The organism is Exiguobacterium sp. HSB13 (genome assembly GCF_056764755.1).
The window spans coordinates 520,956-542,164 of the sequence record NZ_JBUZOM010000001.1 but is presented as its reverse complement, the minus strand read 5'-3'; the positions used below and the strand labels follow the sequence as shown (position 1 = coordinate 542,164).

Below are 21,209 nucleotides of genomic sequence, written 5' to 3'. Positions count from 1 at the left end.
AACTCTTCCTTTTCAGAAAAGAGTTCTTACTTTGTTTAGATCCTTTATGACCAAATAAAAATGCCATACACGACACCAGCAGATACTACGAGCGTTGTGACAATCGACACCAGCATCATCGTTAATCCGATTCCTGTTAATCGAACAGTTCGGGCTAACGCGAGACTAAATGAGAGCACTGCACCACTTGTAAATATAAGCGCCCCTCCGAATAACAACGTAGGATTAATCCATGACTCTCCGATGACAATCCATGTGTAAGTGATACCAGCAAAAAGAACGGTCATGATGAGCCATTGTCTCGCTGACACGTTTTTTAACATATTGATTCCTCCTAATTTGCTTCTACATACTTGTTCGCCCTTTCCCACTAGATTCCTGTTACGAAAAAATCGTGCCTCCTGCTGTCAGGAGACACGATCCACTTAAGACGCCACTTGCCATTTTTCTTTTAATTGCTCCATCTCTTCTTGACCTTCGTGCGATTGCATCCAGAGATTGAAGACATCAACAACGTCCCCTTCCGACTCTCGAACAAGATAACTCTTCTCCGCCGGAATCCACTTTTCTTGAATTCTTGGTGCCGCAAGTCGTTGATCGAGTGCTTCATAATGAATCGCCTCGACCGTATCCGTAATCATGACATCGACTTCACCTGAGGCAACCGCGTGCGGGATATCGAGGTTTTGCTCATACATGACGATGTTCGCTTTCGTGAACGTCTTGCGGACGAACTGTTCATTCGTTCCGCCCGGGTTTAGACCAATCGTCACGTCTGGGCGATTGATTTGCTCGATCGAAGCAAGGCGTTTAGCATCTTCTTTACGGACGAGCGGTGTCTTCTGGAACGACAAGTAACTTGACGTGAAGTCGCCGATAATCTCCCGCTCGATGTTCTTTGTCACACCGCCGACGACCATATCGAATTTCCCGCTAGCAAGATCAGCAGACAGCGTCGGCCATGTCGTTGGGACGAATTCGACATCGATACCGGTCTTCTTCGCGAAGGAACGGATCACTTCGATATCGAATCCTTCGTACTCGTTCGTCTTCCGGTTCAAGTACGTGAATGGTTTGTAATCCCCGGTCGTTCCGACGACGATTTTTTTCGTCGCAAAGACGTTCTTCGCTTGCACACGTCGTGGTTGCTCCGTTTGCCACAGCGTCAGTAAGCTCGCAAATAAGACGCCACCTCCGACGACGATCCATCCCCATTTACTCATGTGCTCCCGCTCCTTTCGCTCCGACCGTCTCGCGCGTCGAGACGATGTTCCATTTTTTCTTTAGTTGTTGAATCTGTTCTTGCCCCTCTGCACTTTCAATCCAGACCCGGAAAACGTCTCCAAGCTGCTTTTGTCCGGGTTGCATCAAATACGCCATCTCAGCTGGTTCCCATGCCTCTGTCAGTTTCGGCACCGCAAGATCGAGTTCTGTCGCGTAATGCAACGCTTCGATGTCGTCCGTCACCATGACATCAACTTGTCCGCTTTGAACGGCTTTTGGAATGTCCAAGTTGTTCTCAAAGACGGTCACATCTGCCTTCGGAAAATGCTTCTTCACGAACGCTTCGTTCGTTCCACCCGGATTGACGCCGATTTTAACTGCTGGATCATTGATTGCAGCGAGCGAATTCAAGCGTTCGACATCTTCTTTCTTTACAAGCGGTGCTTTTTGAAAGGAGAAATACGATGATGTAAAGTCTCCGACGACCTCGCGCTCGATTTTCTTCGTGATCCCACCGACAGCGATATCAAACTTTCCTGATTTTGTATCCTCCGATAATGTCGGCCATGTCGTCTTGACGAACGTCACGTCAAGATTTGCTGCTTTGGCGAACGCTCGGATGACATCGATATCAAAACCTTGATAACGATTCCGTTCCTCGTTCCAGTATGTAAAGGGCTTATAATCCCCCGTCGTTCCGACGACCAGCTTGTGGTCTTCGAAGATGTCATGTGCTTCGGCATCCGTCTGTTGATTCCAGATCATCCAAGCGGCAACGCCTGTCAAAACAAGTCCTGCCAGTAGCCATGGTTTCTTTTTCATCGTATCTCTCCTTTCTGTTTCGTCGTTGCCCATTCACCGAATATTGCTACAATTTAATCTAAATGATTTTCGGTGTGGGTAATAGTCATTATCCTACCACACTTACACGTGATTTCAAGATAATTTGACGATTTTATGCATAAAAGCATTAAAAAGATATTTTGATGACGGTTACAGTTCCATAAGTCGTCTGCCTTTACAGAATCGCTTCGTCTTTTCCATACTGAAACAGAATCATCAAATCGTGAAATGGAGGAATGGAACATGAGTCAGATTTTCATCATTGGTGCAAATGGTAAAGTTGGTCGTCACACTGCTCGCTTACTGCAGGATTCGGAGCACGATGTCAAAGTAGGATTACGTTCCAAGGACCAGTTCAGTGATTTTGAGAAACTCGGTCATACACCGGTCCATCTCGATCTTGAAGCGGACGTCGCGACGATTACGGAAGCATTACAAGGATCAGATGTCGTCATCTTTACGGCAGGATCAGGTGGTCACACGGGAGCCGACAAGACGATGCTGATCGACTTCGATGGTGCCGTCAAATCGATTGAAGCAGCAGAAGCAATCAATGCGAAACAGTTTATCATGGTCAGTGCTTTGAATGCCGATTCGCCGGAAACATGGTCTGACAGCATGAAGCCGTATTACATCGCGAAACGCTACGCGGATCGTGTCCTGAAGGAATCGTCACTTAATTACACGATTCTTCGCCCAGGCGGACTATCCGATGAAGCCGGCACAGGAAACGTCACGACGGATCCGTCCGAGCAAGCAACTAAAAAAATTCCACGCGAGGACGTCGCACGCGTCATTCTAGCTGCAATCGGTCACGACAAGGCGTCGAAGCAAGTCGTCACATTACTCGAAGGTGACACACCGATCAACGAGTTATTCTAATACAAAAGCTCACGTCTCCATTTCCGAGACGTGAGCTTTTTTGATCAAATGAATCATTCGTATAGTTGGCGATACATCACAAGCATCGTCTCACCAATGACGGGTAACGACGCCGGAATGTCAATCCAGCGCTGACTATCGTGATCAAAATACAGTCCTTCCGTACGCATCTTCTCTTTTGTGTTGATCTCATCGAACTCGAGAAACATATTTAGCTCATCATTCGCGTCCTGAAAGTCGTCCCACGGTCCGGGACCAAAATAAAAGAGTAGTCCTTCCGCATCGTAGCCAGCAAGCTCGTTCATTGCCCGTTCCAAATACGCTTCAGACTTGGCAGATGTCCTGACGGAGTCAGCGAGTGTTTGATGAATTCCAAATGCGTTTCCACTCATTAAGTGACGTTGCTGAGCCCATTCCCAGATGTTTTTCCAGCGTTGCATGAAAATGCTAAACCGATATGCTTGTGTTGCTTCATCCCGTTCTCGCACGTCATATGACCAGGAAATCTTTTCTCCACTGATCCACATACTTACGTGAAAGTTTCCCTCCCGCGCCTCATCATCTTGTAAAGAAGTCCAATCTGATTGTTGTTGCTCAAGATACGTGAAAAGTGGAAATCGTTCTCCCGCTTTTTTTCAAACTCAAATTCAAATCGCTCGATACGGTTCAAAATATCTTCCTCTCTTTATCTCATTCGATCATAAAGTCGATTCCAATCGGTCCTTCCACCGGAATCTCGTGAAGCAACTCATACTTTTGATTCGTAATGAGCAGTTTCCCTTTATCCGGTTTTTCAGGGTCAAATTCGATGAAATATGATTTTTTCGTCTTGGGATGAATATATACGTACTTGTACCATTTATCAGCTTGCCAAAACTTCGGTTTGATTTCCTGAACTGAGAACGATTGTCCGAACGTCCATTTAACTAGAATTTGATGATCCGCATCTAGGTTATTCTGTGAGAATTGCTGAACGACTTGAATCCCTTGTGTTGCATCAATCATTCGAATCGGATCAGTACTATCAAAATTCGTATTCTGAAGAAACGGATAGTATTGCTCGGTTTGTTGCCCTGCCTCATTGATCCGAATCATCCAGCCATCCGTACTAGCGAAGTATGCCGTATCATCCTTTCCATAAAGTGCTGAGTATGCATATGGTTCATCTCTTTTCCGATATACGACTGGTTTTTCAGTCCGCTTATCCAAAAAAATCATCGCTGCTTTTTCTTCTTGTTCATGATCGCTACCAATACTGGCATACGCTAAATGCTGCTTCAATTCAATCATCATCGAGTTTCCTGGTTCGAATCGCGCAGGCGTCTCATAGTTTTCTTTTGTATCAAAATTAGAAAAGGTGTGCGAGAATCCTGTTCCTTGAGACGATCGTTGCGTACCGGTTTTGTATGAATTCAACGTCTTGAACCATGTATCCGTTCCAAAATGTTTGATAGATTCTATCATGGGATTGTGCTTGAAATACGTCACATGATGTTGAACAAACCGTCGCTTTGTAAAATCGAATGTATAAAAATAATTCGGATAGCCTTGCGCTGATGCATACAACACATTCGGCGTACTCAGTTTTTGCACAAGCGTCATGTTCGTAAAACGTGAATCATGGACCTGTCGTTCGCTTACTACCTTTCCTTTCATGTTGATCGTGACAATCGAACTGTAAGCAAGTTCAGGATCATTCATTTTCCCTTGTCCCTGTCCTGGATAGACCAACATCACGGTGTCTTGTTGAGGACTAAAATCGATGGCTGTAATTGAAGAACGTGGTAGGACAGTTGCGTTTGCTCGATCCTTTTGCACTTTCATCCAGGTCGCTAAAAGGATACTTCCACTGATAAAAAACACTAGACTAAAAAAGATTCGCTTTTTACGGACAGACTTATCCATTCGATTCATGACTCCTTGACTTGTTGATTTAAACAGTTATTTCTACCTAGTTATGCACTGTTTGATTGATGTATTACGTCTTTCTTACAACACTGTTATACGAATTGACCAACTTTACAATATCCTCCTGAACTCTAACCACTAAAAAATTCCCCACGTTTCATTTAGAGACGTGAGGATTTTTGAAATCAGGTTATATACGTTTAATCCTGCTCCGCGATGGCACGCAATCCACGTAATGTTTGAATTTTACGTTCGTGGCGTTGCATTACGAATGAAAGACCCGTCACGATTGCGAGATTGAACCAAATCATCGTGTCGGTAATCGGATTAAACAAATTAATAAGCACTGCAATGATGTTCACGAAAAAAACGACTTTATAGAGTTGCAAAATCCGGTGTTCGTGATGGATCTGTGAATCAAAGTCCGAATACATATGAAACGGTTCATCCGAGGTCCGTTTTCTTAAGAAGACCCAGCGGAACGATGTATCCACGACTTCGATGTCCATCTCTTCCAAAAACGCAAAGTAGTCCTGCGACTTCGGATGCTTTGGCATGTTTTCTAATAACTCGATTCGATACGTGTACATACCAGGTTCACCTTTGATGAATACATAACGTCCGAGTCGAAACTGCTGTAAGTACCAGCCGTTGTTTGCCATCTCGTTTAACCACACTTCTTCTTTTGCATAATCAGCGTAAAAGCGATAGACCGTTTTACTGCTCACCTTGATCCACTCCCATCGTTTCTTGTCCATGTCGCACGAGTTCTTTTAGTCGATCCAGCTCTACCTGTAATCTCTCCCGCCCCTGATTCGTTATGATGTACTCTTTCTTTCGCCCTGTTTCTTGCTCGATCGCTTCAATCCATTCTTTATCGACCAGACTACTGAGTGCGCCGTACAACGTACCAGCAGCTAATTTGACACGATCGTTGCTCAATTCCTGGACGAATTGCATGATGCCATAGCCATGACGGGGTTGTTGAAGTGACAGTAAAATATAATAGACAGCCTCAGTTAATGCCGTCTCTTGACCCGTTCGTACCATTTTCCCACTTCCTTACTACGTCTTCCGTTATATCGTCTCCCGATATACTAAAAATATCCTATTTCGAACGATTTGACAACAAAAAAACGTGATGATTCCTAAATGAATAGGATCATCACGCTACATAGATCAATATTATGAAAAGCATTTTTTGATATGTTGATAGTTCTTGTTCCCACCTGATAAGTTGCATACATCCGTAAATCCAAGGTTTTTCAAGACATTTTGCGCAGCATTACCGGTCACGCCTTTATTGCAGTAGACGATCGTCGGTAACGTTGGATCTAATTCCTTCGCCCGTGTCCGCAGTTCACCAAGCGGGATATGAATCGCTCCATCGACATGGTTTTTTTCGAATTGTGCTGTTGAGCGTGTATCGATGATTTGGAACGACTTCCCACCCGCGACTTGGTCAATCAATTCGTTTGGTGTCATTAGACGTGCTGTTTTTTTGATAGCATTATCGAGTGCCATTCCCGTATAGAGAACAGGATCCTTCGTCGTCGAGAACGGTGGGGCGTAAGCTAAATCGAGATGGAATAAGTCTTCCGCTTTCGCCTTAAAGGTGATCGCCGTCGCTAGGACATCAATCCGTTTATCGACACCTTGCGGACCCACAATTTGCGCTCCAAGAACTCGTCCTGTTGCTCGATCGGCGATCGCTTTGATCGTCATTTCTTTCCCGCCCATATATTCTGGGCGATCTGGTTTGATGTTATGCAGTACTTCAATGTCATACCCTGATTCACGCGCTTCTTTTTCCGTCAAACCTGTCTGAGCGACCGTCAAATCGAATGCCTTAAAGATTCCTGTTCCTAAAATACCACGGTGCTCCGCTTCTTCTCCGGTAATGACCATGCCGGCAATCCGCCCCATCTTGTTCGCGGTTGACCCAAGCGGACGATAAAGTGCTTCACCCGTGATGACGGAGAAACTCTCCGCGACGTCGCCGACTGCGTAGACATCGGCTACATTCGTCTGCATCTTACGATTGACTGCAATTGCCCCTGTTTTACCAAGCTCTACACCGATCTGCTTCGCAAGACCTGTGTTCGGCTTGACGCCAACCGATAGAATGACGAGGTCGGTCTCGATCGTTTTTCCGCTCTCAAGCGCGACCTCAGAAACGCGTCCCTCACCTTTGAACGCTGTCACGGATTCACCAAGCAAGAGGGCTACTCCTTTATCTTTCAAATGATCGGCAACATGTTCTGCCATGTCGCGATCAAGTGGCGGCATGACTTGCGGCAAGCGTTCGACGAGCGTGACTTGAATGCCCCGATACGTCAATTGCTCCGCCATCTCGAGTCCGATGAATCCTCCACCGACGATCGTTGCCGTCTTCGGATCACGGGCGTCGATATAGGACCGAATCGCGTCGGCATTGCGGACGTTTCGAACCGTAAAGACATTCTCATGCTCAACACCCGGAAGTGGTGGAACGATACTTGAAGCACCGGTTGCCAGCACTAACGTGTCATACGTGTCCGTGAAACGATCCCCTGTCAGGAGATTGACGATCGTCGCCGTTTTTGTCGCATGATCGATCGACTCAACTTCGTGTTGTGTATGAATATCGATGTTATACCGTTTTTTAAAGAAAGCGGCATCGCGTGGTGTCAATTCGTCGATATCAGCAATTTCTCCACCAACGAAGTAAGGAATCCCGCAACCTGAGTACGAGATATCCTGATCCCGATCATAAATCGTGATTTCTAGCTCTTCATTGTTGCGTCGTGCTTTAGCTCCTACTGATGTCCCCGCAGCAACTGAACCAATGATCATCAATTTCATCTCTAGTTCCTCCTTAAAAATCAATACAGTATTAAGCTGATATACAAGCCAAGCAATGTGATGACAAGGGTCGGAATCGTCAGGATTGTTCCAATCTTAACGTATTGACCCCAACCAATCTTTACACCTTTCGACCGCAGCACATGCAACCAAAGTAACGTCGCTAAACTACCAATCGGCGTGATCTTCGGTCCAAGATCGGATCCGATGACATTCGCATAGATGAGCGCCTCTCGCATTGTCCCGGTCGCCTGACTCAGGTCGATTGCAAGGGCATCGATCATCACGGTCGGCATGTTATTCATGACGGACGACAAGATAGCGGCCACGAAGCCCATGCCAAATGTTGCAGCTGCTAAATTCGTCGCAAAGCCATCAATGATGTCAGCGAGCACTTGTGTCAATCCAGCATTCTGAAGTCCGTAGACGACGATGTACATGCCAAGTGAGAAGAAGACGATCGCCCACGGTGCACCACCGATGACCTTTTTCGTTGGTACGCTCGGTGAACGGCGCGCCATCAATAAGAAGAACAAGGCGATGATACCTGCAACAAGACTGACGGGAATGCCGATGACGTCACTCGTAAAGTATCCGACGACAAGCAAGACGAGCACGAACCACGATAACTTGAACATCCGTTGATCCTTGATCGCGGTTGCAGGTGCGACAAGCTGCGCAACATCATAATTCTTCGGAATACTTTTTCGGAAATAGAGATACAAGACAATCAGACTACCGCTGACGGAAAAGAGATTGACGAACACCATCCGTGACGCATACTCCGTAAACCCGATGTCAAAGAAATCAGCGGAGACGATGTTGACGAGGTTCGAGATGACGAATGGTAAACTTGCCGTATCGGCAATGAATCCGGAAGCAAATACGTAGGCTAACACGACATAATCCGGTAGTTTTAAGTGACGCACCATCGCGAGAACGATCGGTGTCAGAATCAAGGCTGCTCCATCGTTCGCGAATAGAGCGGAGACGACAGCACCGAGTAATGTCATGTACACAAATAGTTTGACACCACCACCCCGTGCGATCCGTGCCATGTGAAGTGCTGCCCATTCGAAAAATCCGATCTCATCGAGGATCAACGAGATGATGATCAGGGCGATGAACGTAAACGTCGCATTCCAAATGATGCCCCAAACCGTCGACACATCATCGAGGTTAACGGCTCCCGTCAATAGCGCAACGAGCGCCATCCCCATCGCGGAGTAACCAATGCCGAGTCCTTTCGGTTGTTTGATGATTAAGAATAAGGTGATCAGAAAAATTCCGATCGCTAGTAAATGTGTACCGGTCAATGCGTTCACTTCATTTCTGTATTAAATTTCGGGTGGGTCAATTAACGATTCATGATTCTTGAACGTGTCATCCAGAATGGAATATCGTTTTATTCCCCTGCGCTACTCGTGCTAATCCATTTCATCCACAGGGTGTCTTAGCAACTTCTATCCGGGATGTCCGGAGTATCCATTTTTTCTAAAATCGTCAATAACAACTTGTATTGCGGGTGATCTGGATTGATTCGAAAATAAATCCATTGTCGTTCCCGTCGTTCCAAGATGATCTGGGACTGACGCAACAATTTTAGATGCCGACTGACTGCCGGTTGCGAAATATCAAACAGTTCGACGAAATCACAGACACAATGTTCCCGAACGTGTAGTCTTCGTAAAATTTCAAGTCGTGTTCCATCGCTCAACAGCTTCAAGAACTGACTCATCTCTTCTACCTGTTTTGCTGTCTCAATCAATGGAGACCACTCCTTTCTTTAAAACATACTGGTTTATGCATGGTACAAGTGAGAATGTATCTGTTCTCATTTTTCATATAACCATATTATTATATAACGTTTTTGTTATGCAATGATTTTTTCACTCATTTGTCTCCAACAAAAAATCGTCATCTCATTCGATGACGATTCTTCTTTCCAAACTATTATTCTTTTTTCCTTCATGCAACAACGCCTTGTGCTTGTCGTTGCTCTCTCCAACTCACCACTAAACATGTCACGATAAAACTACCGAGACCAATCAGTGATAAATGAAGCACCTGTGTCCCTACTGAACCATCCATGAACAGCAATCGACTGAAGCCGGAGACTGCATTCGGAACCGGTAAGAACGTTCCGAGCGATTGATAAAACGGTGCCAACATCTTCGCTGGGACGATGTTTCCCGCAGTCATCAACTGGAACGGAATCAATGCGACATTGACAAGTGGCGCAATCGGTCCAAATATCGCAAAGTTCATCTGCGTGACGGCGATACAGATCGCGACAACAAGGAGCTCAAACGCCCATAGTTTGATGAACGGTGTCGTAATATCCGTTAATACATGTGCCACAGAAACGAGTAGCAATGGAACGACCAGAAGGACGATTCCGTGTAATAGTTGGCGACTCCAAAATAGGGACCAGATCGAATGACGCTTACTTAAGATCGTGCTGACGAGATTGAACTGAATCCCCATCGTCATTGTTGCGATATAGATGACGAACCCAAGAACGAGTGGCAGCATCGATAAGGCAAAATCTGAGACGGCATGCTCTGTGATGATCGATGTCGTAAACGTCGGCTCACCATTCAACTGTTTACCGATCGTTTCCGTTGCCCGCTCGAGAATCGCATTCGCAAATTCCGCATTCGTCTGGCTGACATGTGCCGTCAGTTGATGCGTTGCATCATCCTTCTGTAGGACGAGATCGACTTCATTGGCATCAAGTGCTTCCAACCCTTTCGCTTTTGTCGCGAGTGCTTGGACCGTGAACGGTGCTTCTTTTAATGATGTGACGAACGGGTCGTTCGCTTCCCCAACGACCCCAACGTTCAATTGATCGAGCCGGTCCGTCGTTCCTTGGTAACCAGTCATCCAGACGACGAGGAACAAGAGTGGGACGACAATCGCGAAGACGAGTCCGACTTTCGTTTGTGTCATTGACCAGACATCTTTCCATGCTTTCATATTACAATCTCCTTTTTATATGCATTACTTATAATATCATGTGCAACTATATGTCCGAAGGAAAACCATTCACGTCACATTCCGGTGAATGGTCTCAAGTGTTTCCTTTAATTGCTCGATTTGCTCCCGCGAGAGTCCTCGGAACGCTTCGAATTGTAGCTGATCGAGCTCTGGTCCGAGACGATCGACGATGTCACGTCCTTCTCGTGTCATCAAGAGCAGAACCGCTCGTCGGTCCCGAGGATCCGGTGTCCGAACAATCAATTCTTTTTTACCGAGTTTATCGAGAATCTTACCGATCGTTGTTTGATCACGTTCCGTCACGAGTGCCAGCTGCTTTTGCGAAATACCATCTTGTTTAGCAAGTTCACTCAGGACAGAAAACTGTTCCGGCGTTAAACCGAACGTCTCCATCCGTTTAGCGGCAGCACGTTTGAACGCATAATAACTACGAGATAATTGCATGCCAAGCGACCATTCCGATTCTTTCATCCTATCATCTCCATATAGTTGCACTACTTATTATTTATCCACTATACCTGAAGGAGAGCCAGTCCGTCAACGCTGTCATTTGGCCTGGCGCTGACGAATCCCATCGATATGCGCCTGTTGGGTGGCACGATCGACTTGTGAATGAACCCCGAGTTTTCCCGCGATCGTATCGACTTGACTTGGTGTCAACGCCTTTTCTGTCGCGAGTTGCTCGATCGTCTTACGTAAGACGTTTCGTTTCAAGACACGGACATGCGCTGAATCGACGGTGATCTTTTTGAGTTCACAGCGTTCGCTGAAGACGATCAAGGAGTGAAAGAGCGTAGGATCCGTTCCTTCTAAGAAGCGTTGCATACTTTTAAGGTGCCCTTCATTTTGTTTAATCGGATTATAGAACCGTTGCTTGAAGCGATTCTGGAACTGTTGTGTCCACTGACGGTCCTGCTCGCGTCCGAAAATCCACCCGCTGTAGTTTTTCGATTCGAGCACATAGATGCCACTTTCATGAATGAACGTCACATCGATCTCCGTCGTGCCTTCTCCACGCGCACGAGGTAAATATGTATTAAACACATACGTGCCGTATCCTGACACTTGATCGAGTTGACGTGTCGTCAAGTACTCGCCCCATTTCCCCTTATCACGGACAATCCGTAAAAACGGTTCACGTGTCAGTCGATAATAACGACTGTTGTGATACGAGCTGCGTTTTACGAAGAAAAACAGACCAAACGTTCCGAAGAAGAACAGCACCATGATCAGTCCGATTTGAATCAAGAATGGCAAAAATGTCACTAATACATTATCCACTAGATTTATCTCCTTTCCATATTAACCCTTTATTTTCCACTATATCAGCATAATCAATTTCCACCTCATTTTCCACTATTTGTTATGAATCATTTCCTATGGTACGGTGGACGAAAGGAAGGTGTTCACTATGGATTCTGTCGTCACGTTCGCACCACTGATTGTCTTATTCTTCATCTGGATGTCCTTATCGCAAAAAGCGGACGAAGCGAAACGCCGCCAACAAACGATTCTAAAAAAATTGCAACGAATCGAGGAACATCTCGGTCTGAACGAAGTGTCTTTAGAAGAAGCAGCATTACAAGTCGAACTGGTTCAGTTGCTTCATGAAGGAAAGACGGTTGAAGCTGTCAAACGCGTTCGAGAGACGCTCGGATCGTCATTGCTCGAGGCAAAACAATATGTCGATCAACTGAAAAGCGAGCACGGAATATGATCAAAAAGACCATCTGACAGCGAAGTTCAGATGGTCTTTTTCAACTATGTATTCATTTATATGCATCAAGTATCAACGAAGGAAATCTCATCTGTTCTGCATTACGGGGATCATATCGTTTCGAACGGAAAATGATACCGTCTGCGCCGTCCCAATCCGCTTGATGGAACACCCCATTCTCATCAAAATATTCGAGAAAACGTACCTGAAACCCAGCTTCTTCGAATACGTTCCGTAACGTTTCGTACGTATAGACGATTTTGTGACTCGCTGCCGGATGGTCAACTGGACCGGGGCCACCGACTTGGACGATTGCTTGGTATGCCTCATCCCGAAAATAACCGTCCGGCACTGCACAACGGACGTATCCTCCTGGTGCAAGGTATGCATAACAATGACGTGCCGCGTCAATCCCTTCTTCGAATGTCAAATGCTCCCAGACATGTTCCGCAAGAATCGCTTGTAACTTTTCGTTCGAACACAATCGTTCCCAATCGGAACGATTGAGCAGATTCAACTCCTCTTCCTGTGTATGATACCATCCGGGATTATTATGGTACGGTCCTGCTCCGATGACGATACGTTCTTTCATGAGAATCACCCCTTCTGATTACGCTATCCCACTATTTCTCGCTTCCGGTAGGTATCCCTGCACATGACAAAAAACAGACGACGTAGAACCCGTCGTCTGTTGCTGTTAATCCCGCGCCGCGAGGCGGTACAAGAGATCAAGTAATTCAATATAGAGCCAGATGATCGTCACGATCAATCCGAATGCTGCGACCCACTCCATCGACTTCGGAGCACCGGCGCGCACTTGTTGTGAGATGAAATCGAAGTCCATTACAAGTGACAAGGATGCCACGATGACGATGACGAACTGAACGCCAATCGCAATCGGTGAGCTACCTGTCATGAATGGGAGGTCGATACTAAATAGCGAAAGAATCAAGTTGACCGCGTACAAGACGAAGATCGAGAGAATCGCCGCTGTGACTGCAGAACGGAAACGCTGCGTTACTTTAATCATCCCTGTCGAGTAGACGAACCACATCGCAAACGCAACGACGAATGTCGCAACGACTGCTTTTCCGACGATACCTGGGTACATACTTTCGAACATTAACGATAACGCTCCGACTGCCACACCTTCAACGATTGCATAAACCGGAGATAGGACCGGAGCTGTTGCTGGTTTGAATGTGATGATCAAGGCAAGGATCAGACCGATGACGAATCCACCGATTAATGCTGGGAATAGGAACGCTTGGTTTTCTGCGAGGAAGAACCAACTGCCCCCTGCTGCTGCCGTGACGAGAGCGAGCATCAAGAAAATCTTGCTCATCGTTCCGCTTTTTGTCATTGGTCGTTCTCCGACACGTGCTGTATCGAATCCGCGACGCAATGCCGGGTTTACTTTAAAACGTGAAGCCATTGCTTTCACTCCTTTTTATGATTCTGTTTTCTACTACGAAGGTTTCCCGAAAAAGTTTCAAAATAACCATTGATCGAGCGCTTTTAATTGCAACATGACGACTGGGATCGAGGCTTTGGCATCGATGCGGTAAGATTTCGCTTGTCCAATCAAACCGGACGTGACGAAATCAGCGCTTTCGAGCGCTTCGCCAATCGGACCAAACGCATCACTATCGATTTGACGATGGCGGTAATGAATGAATCGTTCCGTCGTTCCTTCTTTGACTTTACACCCATCCTCGACGTCCGGACGATTCAATCCGTATTCCGCATAATGCCAGACGGTCGTCGTATCCCAAGGAGAACCGATATGCAGAATTTGACCATCCGCCTCGATGAAGCGCTCGATTGGTGAACCGGGACCGAAGCCATTTTCTAACGTATGATCGGCAACGAATGTCGCCGCATCTTTCCCCCAGGCAGTCACGGACCACATCGGATGATTACTTCGAACGACGCCGGGATACGTCCGGAAGACTTCCGGTACGCGACCAATGCCACGCGTGACCGTTTTTGCTGGGTCATATGCCGGCATTTCCCGACGGATCGTTTCCCACCACTCCTCAGGAACAGCGGGTTGACTCCAGTTTTTCGGATCTGAATTATCGGTACTTTGCGCCGGCATCATGATCAACCCATCCGTCGTGACGACTTCCTGTAAAGCCTCGATCAGCGCCTGCACGCCCCCGGGAATCCAGCCGATTTGTTTGAGTGACGTATGGACGAACAGTTTCATGCCGGGCGACACACCTAATTCGCGTAACGCTTCTTTGATTTGTGATTTCGTGACCATGTTTCGTGTTTCCATCGATCTTATCTCCTTACTCGACGACTAGTGTAATCGTCGACCCCGTTTTTCCTTGTTTGACCTCTATTTTTGCGTCAACACGTGACTTCAGTTCCTGGACGTGACTGATGATCCCGACCATACGACCGCTCGCTTGAATCGAGAGCAATGTCTCGATTGCTTGTTCCAGGGATTCCGGATCAAGTGTTCCAAATCCTTCATCAATGAACATCGTCTCAAGCGATACGCCACCGCTCGCTTCTTGCACGACTTCTGACAGTCCGAGTGCAAGTGCAAGGGACGCCTTGAAGCTTTCTCCACCGGATAACGTCTTGACGTGACGTGTTTGCGACGTGTATGCGTCAAAGACATTTAAATCAAGTCCGTATTTCTTGAGTCCTTTTCCCGCCTCCGTTTTCCGTTCGAGCTGGAAACGACCAGAGGTCATCTCGTGCAGGTGCCGGTTCGCGGCGAACAGAATCTCATCGAAGTATGCCGTCTGAACGTACGTTTCAAACGTCATCCGTTGTGCGTTCTCGCCGACACCGACACGAGCCAGTTCTCCGATGACCCCGTATCTTGCATCCTCGTCCTCAATCTGGCGTTGCAAGCTTTCCCAAGCCGCGATCAATTGATCGATGTGTGCGCGTTCCTTCTCGAGCCCGACACGTCGATCGGTCCGCTCCGTCAGTTCGAGCGACACCGTCTTCACATCCATCCGCAACTGTTCAAGATCCGGACGCACTTGATCTTCCGTCTTCAAGCGAGCTTGTTCCTGTTTCAGTTTCAGTTCCTGCCGCGCTAGACGGTCTTGTTCCAACCGTTCTTGGAGGTGACGGAGTTCGTCACGCGAACGTCTTGCATCGTGGAAGGTTTCGATCGTCGGAAACGCTTCTTCTGCCAAGACTGCGTGTAATGCGTTTTCGCGTTTCGTTAATCGGTCGTTTTGTTCAGCAGATGCCTCAGTCAGTTGACGGAATCGTCCTTGATGTTCCGCGAAGTCACGATCGAGCTGTTCCTTCTCGCGTAACTGTTGCTGTTTGACTTGTTTGAACTGCTCAATACGTGTTTCTGCTTGTTGTTGTTCCTCACGGAGTGCTGGTAGCGATTTTACGGACTCTCCTGATTGACTTAGGCGACCAGACAAGTGTGCCAATTCCGATTCGATGACGGTCCGGTCTTTGATCATTGCATCGATCTTCAGTTGTAGCTGGTCCATGGATTGTTCGAGTTGTTGCAGGCGAGTCTCAAGACGCGCTTTTTCCGTCTGTGCTGATGCTAATCGGGCTTCCGTCTGTTCGACTTCCCGAAGCTGTGCTGAAACATCCGCATGAGAGGACTCGTTTTCACTCGTCTTTTGAATCTCGGTCGTCAGTTGCTGTAGACGTTCGGCAACCGTTCGATAAGAGGCTTGCAATTCTTGATGCGCTTGTTGCGCTTCAAGGAACCGCTGTTGTGCCACATCGACCGGAAGTTCTTGCGCGACGGCGACAGCATGCTGTGGATGCGACGTACTGCCGCAGACAGGGCAAGCCGTCCCCTCCGTCAATCCTTTCGCAAGTTCAGCTGCCAGTTGTTCCCGTTCGTGTTTGCGGGCTTCTTCATACTGGCGCGCTGCTGCCTCTTTTTGATCCCGGACGCTTGTGCCGCGGACGATCAGCTGTTGCCGTTCTGCTTCCAATTTGTCATGTTCCGCTATCTTTGTCGCTAGCTGTTGCAGGATGAAGCGCCGTTCTTGCACCTGTAAGCGTTCGGCTCCGACGTTTTGCAATGGATGCAGTTGTTCTTGAACGTTTTTCCGATCCGTCCGTGCTTGTTCGAGTTGCTTCCGTAATGGCTCTGGGTCCAGAAGCTTCAAACGTTCTACTAGTTGTTGCTGTTGTTGCCGTAAAGCCGTTTCTGCTTCCAACCGTTCGCGCTCTTCTTGAATCTTTTCGAGACGACGACTAAGTTGCTCAATCTGTGGTTCCTCCGCTAGCAATCGATCCACTTTTGCTTGAACGACCTCTTGTTGCTCTTTCAAGCGAGCGATGTGCTGTTCGGTTTCCTGTTTTCGACGTGTGAGTTGTGCCAATTGTTCTTGATCCTGTTGCCACTGGTCATAGATTGGTGCGACAACTTGAGCGCGTTCAGCCGCCGTTGCTTCTTGTTGCATCCGCTTGATTTCCGGTAGGCGGTCTAGTAGCAACTGTTCGGTCTGTTGAAGTCGCTCTTGCTCTTGGAAAACCGCTTCGAGTTGCTCGCCTTGTTGCAATTGCGTCGTTTTCTTCTCAACGATCGCACGAGTCTCTACTTCAGCTTGACGCGCAGCCGTTAACCATTCGTCCCGTTCCGTCGTCAATGCCTCCATCCGTAACCGGATGTCGCCTTCCGTCAGTTCACTCCAGTTCGCTTGCAATGGTAATTCCTCAAGCTTGGCCCATTGTTTCGTCTTCGTTTCCTTGATGCGTGCCGCAAGATCGAGCGCTTGTCGGTGCAAACGTTGCTGGAACTCACCATAGTGTTCCGTCTTAAACAGCTGTTTGAGAATCTGCAGTTTGTCTTTTGACTCTGCCATCAACAGTTCGCGGAACTTATTTTGCGGCAACAGGAGAATTTGCGAAAACTGTTTATGGTCGAGCTGAATCAGCTCTTGAACCCGTTGCTTGATTTCTGGAATTTTGACCGCGAGCGGTTTCCACGTCGTTCCGTCGAACCGAGCGAGCTCGGCTTCATGCGAGTAACCGGTTTTATTGACCGGATGCGGTTGACTCGGTTGGCGGATGATCCGGTACCGTTCTCCTTTCAGCGTAAACTCCAGTTCAACTTCCGTCTTTTGCTCGGGGATAGCAAAATGACTTCGTAGCTCGCTCATTTCCCGCTCACCACCAGACGTCTCACCATACAGGGCGAACGTCAACGCATCAAAGATCGTCGTTTTCCCTGCCCCGGTATTCCCGGAGATGACGAACATCGTCCGTCCAGCAAGTGCCGTGAAATCAATCGTCTCTTCACCAGCAAACGGTCCAAAGGCGCGTAATGTCAGTCGTTCTGGGCGCATGTCGCTTCCTCCTTCAGGACGGCTTGCATCGCTTCCGTCGGTTTCTTCTCACGGACTGCTTCATAAAACTCACTGAACAGATCCGCAACGGATGCGTCTTTGACTTGCTCCCGCGACGCCTTGACCGCCCGCGTACTCTCGCGGACGAATCCGATTCGCTCGAGGTGTAGGATGTTCGGATAGATTTTCTTCAGCTTGCCCATCGGATCCATCAAGGCTTCGCCGTCCGTTAGATTGATCTTTAAGTAATCGTCCGTTGTTTGTGTCGCGACAAACGCCGGGTCTGTCAGTTCACTGAGACTTCCAGTCAGTTCTCGCAAGTCACGTTTTGGTGCAAGCGGTTCGAACCGACGATCGAATGTACCCGCATCATTCAGCGTCAACACATCGACCCCTTTGACATGATGTGCTTCCGAAAACGAATATTTCAAGAGTGATCCGCTGTAACGAACCGTCTCGGATTGAATCGCAAGCGGATTGTGTAAATGCCCGAGTGCCGTATAGGTGAACGGTGCAAACTGGCTCGCACTGACCTGCCCTGCTGTTCCGACGGACAATTGTCGCTCCGAATCCGTCTCGAGTCCACCGATCACAAAGGCATGACCGACGAGGACACTCGGTCCGTCCGGAATACATCCAGCAAGGATCGTCCGCATTGCGTCATCATGTGTTTTGATCGTTTCCTCCTGATGCACGTACCGAACGGTCGCAGGATCGGCAAATGGCACCGGATAAAACGACACTCCTTTGATCGTGACCGGAGTAATGACCGGCGTTAGTTTTCCGACGAGATGCAGACCGGCCCGTTGGAGTAACGTCGTTCCGAAACTCAACCGTTCGGCTGAGTCATGATTCCCGCTAATCGCAACGACCGGAATGTCCCGGTCAAGGATCAAGGCAGCCAGTGTCTCGTCGAGTAGTTCGACGGCTTCCGTTGGCGGTACGGCGCGGTCGTATAAATCACCCGCAATGACGATCGCATCCGGTTGTTCGCGGTCGACGAGTGCCAAAAAATCGGCTAGGACCGCTCGTTGGTTCTCAAGCATCGACTCGCCATGAACGATTTTACCGAGATGCCAATCGGCAGTATGTATCCATTTCATCTTCATCACACTCACTTTTTGAATATAGTAGCTTAAGTGTAGCATGCGAGCGTTCGTTCTGCGACGAACATCCGTTTGCAACACAAAAAGCAGAAGGCGAATGCCTCCTGCTTTTTTCACTCTCACGACGAACGTGTTATTTCGTCCGTTGTTTTCTAAAGCGTTGGACGGAACGAATCACTGACACTGATCCACCGATGATTGCACCGACACCGACAACGATGCCCGTTTTGAATTTCGTCCCCTGTTTTTCGGATGTATGCGTTGCTTGATTGTGTTCAAAAAGTTGTTGGAGGGGCGACGACGTCTCGACTTCGAGAATTTTCGATGCATCCTGATGCACGTCTTCTCTACGTTCGACACTACAAGGTGACAGATAGAATGGGTTCAAGTTCGTCCGGTATCGATCCGGATTCCAGTTGGCTTGCTGAACAACTGCTTGTGCGTCTTCCGTCTGTGCTTGATCCTTGATTGGATCGAAATCTTGTTTCATCTGAATCACTCCTCTTCACGTTCAAAAACTGTAGACCGATTTACGTCTGAAGTCTTATTTACCTGTTTTTTAAACATTTAAAACATATATATTTAAAATTAGTTTTACTGTTTTGTGAACGATTAACCGAAATAGGCGTGATAAAGTCGTTTTGCTTTGACGAGATCGGCCTCGCCATGAATCAGAACACGACCATCCCGAAAAGCGACCATCCGATGTTCGTCCGTCGTAAACGCCAGCAAGTATGGATTATGGGCGGAAATCGAAGCGACCGGCTGGAGACGTTGTTTCAACTGTTCCAGATCCCGCTGTCCGTCTCCCCGGATTTGAACGGCATCGCGACCACAAAGTGCCGTGAAACGAACCGTTCGATCCGCTAAATAAGGATAAGACGGCTCGATACCGCACGACGGGCACTCCGTTTGCTTCAGTGACTGCACGTTAATTTGTTGGAACGTATTTGACCAAACATCAAACGCTAGCAAGCGCGTCCGCATGGCGTCCGTCTGTCCGCTCAGCCACTTCAATGCTTCCGTCACCTGCAAGGAAGCAACCATCTGTACAGCCGGTCCGATGATTCCCGCCGTATCACATGTCTCCTGATCACGTGGTAATTGATCGAGCAGACAATGCAGACATGGCGTCTCCCCGGGACGGACGGTAAACGTGATTCCGTAACTGCCGACGCAACCTCCGTAAATCCACGGAATCGAACGCATCAACGCCATGTCGTTCATCAGCAAACGAATATCGAAATTGTCCGTCGCGTCGATGATCAGATCGATATCATCGAGAAGCCACGTCAGCGCTGCCCGGTCGACGTCTACTACATGCGCTTCGATCGTCACCGTCGAATTGATCGCTTCAAGCCGTGCTTTTGCGGCAATCGCTTTTGGTACGATATGACGCGCATCGTCTTCGGTATAAAGCTGTTGTCGTTGTAGATTACTCCACTCGACATAATCACGGTCGACGATTCGGACGACGCCGACACCGGCGCGGACGAGTTGCTCTGCCGACGCCGTTCCGAGCGCTCCCATGCCGATGATCAGTATCTTCGCTGATGCCAAGCGTGCTTGTCCCGCTTCCCCAATCGGTTGAAATCGAGTTTGCCGTGAGTAACGGTTCATCGAATCAATCCACTCGTTGGACTACTCGCGACCGCATACTGTTTCTTCTCGATACGTCCCGCTTCGTATCCGAGACGCCCCGCTTCGACAGCCAGTCGCATTGCGTGCGCCATCTTGACCGGATCTTGAGCATGGGCGACAGCGGAGTTCAATAAAACACCATCCGCTCCCAGTTCCATCGCATAGGCGACGTCGGTCGGTGAACCGATCCCGGCGTCGACGATAACAGGAACCGTCGTCTGCTCGATGATGAATCGTAGATGAAGTGGGTTGAGAATGCCTTGCCCGGAACCGATCGGTGACGCTGCCGGCATGATGGCGTGACAACCGAGTTCCTCGAGTCGTCGCGCAAGGACGACATCGTCCGACGTATACGGTAAGACGATGAAACCTTCTTTGAGTAATTCTTCAGAAGCCCGTAACGTCTCGATCGGATCAGGTAGTAACGTCTTATCGCAACCGATCACTTCGACCTTAACCATGTCGCACATACCGGATGCCCGCGCAAGCTTCGCCAACCGAACAGCTTCCTCCGCCGTCTTCGCACCGGCCGTGTTCGGCAGTAAATCGTACTTCGCTAAATCAAGCGACTCCAAAAAATTCGCTTGTTGTTTGTCAAAGATGTCGAGCCGACGGACGGCGAACGTCAAGATTTGTGAAGCAGACGCATCGATTGCTTCTTGCTGTACGGTAGCATCCGTATATTTTCCTGTACCGAGTAATAATCGTGATTCAAATGTCTTTTCTCCAATTTTCAGCATG

At 48.0% G+C, this 21,209-nt stretch carries 23 protein-coding genes; 2 read left to right on the top strand and 21 right to left on the bottom strand.

Features of this window, described 5'->3' with window-relative positions; translation table 11 throughout:
- Nucleotides 1-44: 44 nt before the first annotated feature.
- The 3 genes from ACZGCQ_RS02785 to ACZGCQ_RS02775 all read right to left on the bottom strand — a co-directional run bounded on the left by ACZGCQ_RS02785 (nt 45) and on the right by ACZGCQ_RS02775 (nt 2,046).
- Nucleotides 45-323 (bottom strand): hypothetical protein, encoded by a 279-nt coding sequence (locus tag ACZGCQ_RS02785; RefSeq protein ID WP_481265317.1) that lies wholly within the window; start codon nt 321-323, stop codon nt 45-47.
- Nucleotides 324-425: 102 nt separating this feature from the next.
- Nucleotides 426-1,223 (bottom strand): transporter substrate-binding domain-containing protein, encoded by a 798-nt coding sequence (locus ACZGCQ_RS02780; protein ID WP_481265316.1) that lies wholly within the window; start codon nt 1,221-1,223, stop codon nt 426-428.
- Nucleotides 1,216-2,046 carry a transporter substrate-binding domain-containing protein gene (locus ACZGCQ_RS02775; protein ID WP_481265315.1) on the bottom strand — a complete coding sequence of 277 codons (831 nt, stop codon included), beginning with the start codon at nt 2,044-2,046 and terminating at the stop codon, nt 1,216-1,218. Before ACZGCQ_RS02775 ends, ACZGCQ_RS02780 begins: the two co-directional genes overlap by 8 nt.
- Nucleotides 2,047-2,310: 264 nt before the next feature.
- Here ACZGCQ_RS02775 and ACZGCQ_RS02770 point away from each other — a divergent pair, with 264 nt between their 5' ends.
- Complete coding sequence (locus ACZGCQ_RS02770; RefSeq protein ID WP_481265314.1) at nt 2,311-2,949, top strand: SDR family oxidoreductase; 639 nt, start codon at nt 2,311-2,313, stop codon at nt 2,947-2,949.
- Nucleotides 2,950-3,002: 53 nt separating this feature from the next.
- Here ACZGCQ_RS02770 and ACZGCQ_RS02765 read toward each other — a convergent pair whose 3' ends face one another.
- The 10 genes from ACZGCQ_RS02765 to ACZGCQ_RS02720 all read right to left on the bottom strand — a co-directional run bounded on the left by ACZGCQ_RS02765 (nt 3,003) and on the right by ACZGCQ_RS02720 (nt 11,982).
- Nucleotides 3,003-3,437, bottom strand: coding sequence for a hypothetical protein (locus ACZGCQ_RS02765; RefSeq protein WP_481265313.1), 435 nt, complete (start codon nt 3,435-3,437; stop codon nt 3,003-3,005).
- A gap of 202 nt (nt 3,438-3,639) precedes the next feature.
- Nucleotides 3,640-4,773: a hypothetical protein gene (locus ACZGCQ_RS02760; protein ID WP_481265312.1), complete on the bottom strand. Its 1,134-nt coding sequence runs from the start codon at nt 4,771-4,773 to the stop codon at nt 3,640-3,642.
- A gap of 284 nt (nt 4,774-5,057) precedes the next feature.
- A complete protein-coding gene (locus tag ACZGCQ_RS02755; protein ID WP_305120365.1) occupies nt 5,058-5,615 on the bottom strand; it encodes a DUF2812 domain-containing protein in 558 nt (185 codons plus the stop codon).
- On the bottom strand, nt 5,575-5,907 hold the full coding sequence (locus ACZGCQ_RS02750) for a PadR family transcriptional regulator (protein WP_481265311.1): 333 nt from the start codon (nt 5,905-5,907) through the stop codon (nt 5,575-5,577). Before ACZGCQ_RS02750 ends, ACZGCQ_RS02755 begins: the two co-directional genes overlap by 41 nt.
- Before the next feature lie 135 nt (nt 5,908-6,042).
- Nucleotides 6,043-7,701, bottom strand: a complete 1,659-nt coding sequence (locus tag ACZGCQ_RS02745; protein ID WP_481265310.1) for an FAD-dependent oxidoreductase — start codon at nt 7,699-7,701, stop codon at nt 6,043-6,045.
- 20 nt (nt 7,702-7,721) lie between these two features.
- Nucleotides 7,722-9,026, bottom strand: coding sequence for an arsenic transporter (locus ACZGCQ_RS02740; protein WP_481265309.1), 1,305 nt, complete (start codon nt 9,024-9,026; stop codon nt 7,722-7,724).
- Between the two features lie 128 nt (nt 9,027-9,154).
- Nucleotides 9,155-9,469, bottom strand: a complete 315-nt coding sequence (locus ACZGCQ_RS02735; RefSeq protein ID WP_481265308.1) for an ArsR/SmtB family transcription factor — start codon at nt 9,467-9,469, stop codon at nt 9,155-9,157.
- A gap of 200 nt (nt 9,470-9,669) precedes the next feature.
- Complete coding sequence (locus tag ACZGCQ_RS02730; RefSeq protein WP_481265307.1) at nt 9,670-10,680, bottom strand: ABC-2 transporter permease; 1,011 nt, start codon at nt 10,678-10,680, stop codon at nt 9,670-9,672.
- A gap of 69 nt (nt 10,681-10,749) precedes the next feature.
- Complete coding sequence (locus ACZGCQ_RS02725) at nt 10,750-11,172, bottom strand: MarR family winged helix-turn-helix transcriptional regulator (protein WP_481265306.1); 423 nt, start codon at nt 11,170-11,172, stop codon at nt 10,750-10,752.
- Between the two features lie 75 nt (nt 11,173-11,247).
- On the bottom strand, nt 11,248-11,982 hold the full coding sequence (locus tag ACZGCQ_RS02720) for a nuclease-related domain-containing protein (RefSeq protein WP_481265305.1): 735 nt from the start codon (nt 11,980-11,982) through the stop codon (nt 11,248-11,250).
- 130 nt (nt 11,983-12,112) lie between these two features.
- On the opposite strand from ACZGCQ_RS02720, the gene ACZGCQ_RS02715 reads away from it, so the two are divergent.
- Nucleotides 12,113-12,418, top strand: coding sequence for a hypothetical protein (locus ACZGCQ_RS02715; protein WP_029341343.1), 306 nt, complete (start codon nt 12,113-12,115; stop codon nt 12,416-12,418).
- A gap of 52 nt (nt 12,419-12,470) precedes the next feature.
- Here the strand turns inward: ACZGCQ_RS02715 and ACZGCQ_RS02710 are convergent, their stop codons facing one another.
- The 8 genes from ACZGCQ_RS02710 to ACZGCQ_RS02675 form a co-directional block, all read right to left on the bottom strand.
- The gene (locus ACZGCQ_RS02710) at nt 12,471-13,010 is read right to left on the bottom strand and encodes a class I SAM-dependent methyltransferase (protein ID WP_481265304.1); all 540 of its coding nucleotides are present in this window, start codon (nt 13,008-13,010) and stop codon (nt 12,471-12,473) included.
- 105 nt (nt 13,011-13,115) lie between these two features.
- Nucleotides 13,116-13,853: a Bax inhibitor-1/YccA family protein gene (locus ACZGCQ_RS02705; RefSeq protein ID WP_481265303.1), complete on the bottom strand. Its 738-nt coding sequence runs from the start codon at nt 13,851-13,853 to the stop codon at nt 13,116-13,118.
- Between the two features lie 57 nt (nt 13,854-13,910).
- Nucleotides 13,911-14,702 (bottom strand): AAC(3) family N-acetyltransferase, encoded by a 792-nt coding sequence (locus ACZGCQ_RS02700; protein ID WP_481265302.1) that lies wholly within the window; start codon nt 14,700-14,702, stop codon nt 13,911-13,913.
- Between the two features lie 13 nt (nt 14,703-14,715).
- On the bottom strand, nt 14,716-17,721 hold the full coding sequence (locus tag ACZGCQ_RS02695) for an AAA family ATPase (RefSeq protein WP_481265301.1): 3,006 nt from the start codon (nt 17,719-17,721) through the stop codon (nt 14,716-14,718).
- On the bottom strand, nt 17,703-18,824 hold the full coding sequence (locus tag ACZGCQ_RS02690; protein ID WP_481265300.1) for an exonuclease SbcCD subunit D: 1,122 nt from the start codon (nt 18,822-18,824) through the stop codon (nt 17,703-17,705). The genes ACZGCQ_RS02695 and ACZGCQ_RS02690 overlap by 19 nt, the downstream gene beginning before the upstream one ends.
- Nucleotides 18,825-18,960: 136 nt before the next feature.
- Nucleotides 18,961-19,317: a hypothetical protein gene (locus ACZGCQ_RS02685; protein WP_481265299.1), complete on the bottom strand. Its 357-nt coding sequence runs from the start codon at nt 19,315-19,317 to the stop codon at nt 18,961-18,963.
- Nucleotides 19,318-19,439: 122 nt separating this feature from the next.
- Nucleotides 19,440-20,447, bottom strand: coding sequence for a ThiF family adenylyltransferase (locus tag ACZGCQ_RS02680; RefSeq protein WP_481265298.1), 1,008 nt, complete (start codon nt 20,445-20,447; stop codon nt 19,440-19,442).
- Entirely contained in the window at nt 20,444-21,208 is a 765-nt protein-coding gene (locus tag ACZGCQ_RS02675; protein WP_481265297.1) for a thiazole synthase, read from the bottom strand. The genes ACZGCQ_RS02680 and ACZGCQ_RS02675 overlap by 4 nt, the downstream gene beginning before the upstream one ends.
- Nucleotide 21,209 lies beyond the last annotated feature (1 nt).

Excerpts from the sequence above, each read along its gene's own strand:
- ACZGCQ_RS02785 (WP_481265317.1), bottom strand. The coding sequence starts at position 323 with ATGTTAAAAAACGTGTCAGCGAGACAATGGCTCATCATGACCGTTCTT.
- ACZGCQ_RS02780 (WP_481265316.1), bottom strand. The coding sequence starts at position 1,223 with ATGAGTAAATGGGGATGGATCGTCGTCGGAGGTGGCGTCTTATTTGCG.
- ACZGCQ_RS02775 (WP_481265315.1), bottom strand. The coding sequence starts at position 2,046 with ATGAAAAAGAAACCATGGCTACTGGCAGGACTTGTTTTGACAGGCGTT.
- ACZGCQ_RS02770 (WP_481265314.1), top strand. The coding sequence starts at position 2,311 with ATGAGTCAGATTTTCATCATTGGTGCAAATGGTAAAGTTGGTCGTCAC.
- ACZGCQ_RS02760 (WP_481265312.1), bottom strand. The coding sequence starts at position 4,773 with ATGAAAGTGCAAAAGGATCGAGCAAACGCAACTGTCCTACCACGTTCT.
- ACZGCQ_RS02755 (WP_305120365.1), bottom strand. The coding sequence starts at position 5,615 with ATGGACAAGAAACGATGGGAGTGGATCAAGGTGAGCAGTAAAACGGTC.
- ACZGCQ_RS02750 (WP_481265311.1), bottom strand. The coding sequence starts at position 5,907 with ATGGTACGAACGGGTCAAGAGACGGCATTAACTGAGGCTGTCTATTAT.
- ACZGCQ_RS02745 (WP_481265310.1), bottom strand. The coding sequence starts at position 7,701 with ATGAAATTGATGATCATTGGTTCAGTTGCTGCGGGGACATCAGTAGGA.
- ACZGCQ_RS02730 (WP_481265307.1), bottom strand. The coding sequence starts at position 10,680 with ATGAAAGCATGGAAAGATGTCTGGTCAATGACACAAACGAAAGTCGGA.
- ACZGCQ_RS02725 (WP_481265306.1), bottom strand. The coding sequence starts at position 11,172 with ATGAAAGAATCGGAATGGTCGCTTGGCATGCAATTATCTCGTAGTTAT.
- ACZGCQ_RS02715 (WP_029341343.1), top strand. The coding sequence starts at position 12,113 with ATGGATTCTGTCGTCACGTTCGCACCACTGATTGTCTTATTCTTCATC.
- ACZGCQ_RS02710 (WP_481265304.1), bottom strand. The coding sequence starts at position 13,010 with ATGAAAGAACGTATCGTCATCGGAGCAGGACCGTACCATAATAATCCC.
- ACZGCQ_RS02705 (WP_481265303.1), bottom strand. The coding sequence starts at position 13,853 with ATGGCTTCACGTTTTAAAGTAAACCCGGCATTGCGTCGCGGATTCGAT.
- ACZGCQ_RS02700 (WP_481265302.1), bottom strand. The coding sequence starts at position 14,702 with ATGGAAACACGAAACATGGTCACGAAATCACAAATCAAAGAAGCGTTA.
- ACZGCQ_RS02695 (WP_481265301.1), bottom strand. The coding sequence starts at position 17,721 with ATGCGCCCAGAACGACTGACATTACGCGCCTTTGGACCGTTTGCTGGT.
- ACZGCQ_RS02690 (WP_481265300.1), bottom strand. The coding sequence starts at position 18,824 with ATGAAATGGATACATACTGCCGATTGGCATCTCGGTAAAATCGTTCAT.
- ACZGCQ_RS02685 (WP_481265299.1), bottom strand. The coding sequence starts at position 19,317 with ATGAAACAAGATTTCGATCCAATCAAGGATCAAGCACAGACGGAAGAC.
- ACZGCQ_RS02680 (WP_481265298.1), bottom strand. The coding sequence starts at position 20,447 with ATGAACCGTTACTCACGGCAAACTCGATTTCAACCGATTGGGGAAGCG.
- ACZGCQ_RS02675 (WP_481265297.1), bottom strand. The coding sequence starts at position 21,208 with ATGCTGAAAATTGGAGAAAAGACATTTGAATCACGATTATTACTCGGT.